We start from the raw sequence: 2,163 nt of genomic DNA, 5'->3' as shown, positions 1-2,163 counted from the left end.
GGTGGTCTGGCCGTCTTGGGGCCAGCTGACCGTGGCGGTGGTCTGGTTAACCGGCAGCAGCGGGGTGGCTACCGCGAGCAGAAACCCGGCAAGANCGGCAAGACCAGTCAGCAGCGCAACAATTCGCGCAGTCCTCACACCGCTGTCAGTCACCGAATCACCCGTTTCCCCAGACACCATTCCGACAGGCACAAGTCACGATGGTATTCGCACCCCGTCCGATTTCCTGACTGAGGGACCGGATTCTCAGCCTTAGAGTGATTACAAACTCACTCATGTAACGCTTGTGCTGACTTTATGGCGTTATTCATCGGACTGTTATTCACCTGATCGGCCCGGGGTTCCACCTGCCTGATCTCGTGACCGTGTCGAGATCGAGTTCCGCGGCGACAGCGTTCTCGTCGAACGGTTCGAAAACCAGCAGTGAACCCCAGTCGCGGTCCCAGTCGTCGCTCAGGTACGCGGGTACTGCGATGGGCGAGCCGACGAGAGCGGTGACTCCCACTGGACCGCCGCCGAAGCTGCCCTGCGCGATGTCCGTGCCGGCTTTGAGTTCGAAATCCCCCGTGATTCGGTACTCAGGCATCTCGAGTACGCCGTACCGGTGGTCAAACGGGCGCTGGCACGGGAACGCCAGTCCCACCGACCAGTCGATAAGCACCGGGGTGTCCTGGCCGACAACCTCGTTCAGCGTGCTCATCATCGGTACACGCGGTGGTGTCACAGCAACCCAACTCTGCTCGTCGAAGTCGTCGTCGCGCACCACGATGCGCACCACATTGGCTTCGGCGGGGATGTCGGCGAGGGGTACACGCAGGTTCCGCCATGCGGGGATCGGCCCGATATCGAGCGGGCGGACGCTTCCGAGGATCTCATCAGTGCCGGGGGCAGTCTGTACTCCGTACTCCACCATGACGTCCGCGCCGCGGATAGGTCGGCCGAACGGGTCAGTTGAGGCGACCCGGCCCGCCGCCGTAATGACGAGCAGAGGTGCGGCGTCACTTCTCTCCGGCAGTTCGTACCACCCAGACGTCAGTGCGGCACGACCCCCGCCAGGGCGGTGACTGCCGAGCAGTGGCACTTGCTGCGGGTCAAGACCATATGGCAGCGGGACAGTGCTTTCGTTGATGCCCGGTTCGGCAAGCGTGCCTTCGGTGCCCGTCCCCGTGGGATCGATCGTGGTCTGCTCTTCACCAGCATCACTCTCGCCGAGCGCAACGGGAGTCGAAGCAGCCGCATCGTCCTCAAGCGATTCAGGTGTGAGGTCGCGTGCGACACCGTTAGGGGTGAAGCCGTTGTTTTCGCCAGCACCGATCGCGGCAGCGGGAGCGAGGCCGTCCGCTGGCGTGAGGAAAGCCGCATTCGGGTCGGTTTCGACGAGGACGTCGCGGGCGAGGCCACAAGGTTCACCCCGGACCGCATCAAAATTTGATCGAGCAACTGAGTACGCGGGGTACTGGCTGAGCGCGCCGAGCGTCATGGATGCGAGCTGCCACAGCACAAGGGCGAACGCCACAACCATTACTGGTGTGGTGGTGATCATCCGCACGAGCAGCGGCGGCTCAGTTGTCCGGTCTTTTCGCAATTCGAGGTAGTGGAACAGCGCTGCTGCAATCAGGAGCAGCAGGGTGAGTGCGAGCAGCCAGTTGGCGACACCGCGGCCCAGGAAAAGGGGTGGCCGGTCATCGAACGGCACCCCATAGTTCGAAACGTGCCAGAAGCGGTTCGTGCCGGTCAGAGCGAACGCTACCAAAGCCATCAACACTGATAAGGCCAGCAACCGGTTCCTCGCGGACCGTAAAACAGCCGGGGCCATCGCAAGTGCCGCGAGGGCCGCGACAGCTGCGCCGACGCCCGCGAACGCCCCGAAATGATGCGTCCACTTCGTCGGGGTGAGCGTGAGAAAGAGCAGCGAACCCACGGTCACGCCGAGAAGCCGTGCCGCGGGCCCTGTCGGCACACCGGGAAGGCCGCCCTTGCGGATCAATGTGACAGCGGAGATCACGATGCAGAAGAACAAGATCAGCACTGCGAAGCGGCGCGACAGTGAACCGTCCGACGCCGGACCGAACAGTTCCTCGTAGCGAACCATCTCCTCGTACCAGGTGAGCGACGGACCCACCGCGGTGCGGAGGCGGCTGGCTTCTTGGACGGCGGCGAGGG

At 63.4% G+C, this 2,163-nt stretch carries 2 protein-coding genes; both read right to left on the bottom strand.

Annotated elements, in window-relative coordinates; genetic code table 11:
• Nucleotides 1-180: hypothetical protein (locus ONR57_RS23510; RefSeq protein WP_374116429.1), on the bottom strand; the 180-nt coding region annotated here is incomplete at its 3' end.
• Between the two features lie 142 nt (nt 181-322).
• Nucleotides 323-2,163: arabinosyltransferase (locus ONR57_RS09520; protein WP_265123037.1), on the bottom strand; the 1,841-nt coding region annotated here is incomplete at its 5' end.

This window comes from Hoyosella sp. YIM 151337 (assembly GCF_026041215.1).
Lineage (GTDB): Bacteria > Actinomycetota > Actinomycetes > Mycobacteriales > Mycobacteriaceae > Hoyosella.
The sequence above is the reverse complement of the archived record's forward strand: the minus strand, read 5'-3'. Positions and strand labels throughout refer to the sequence as shown.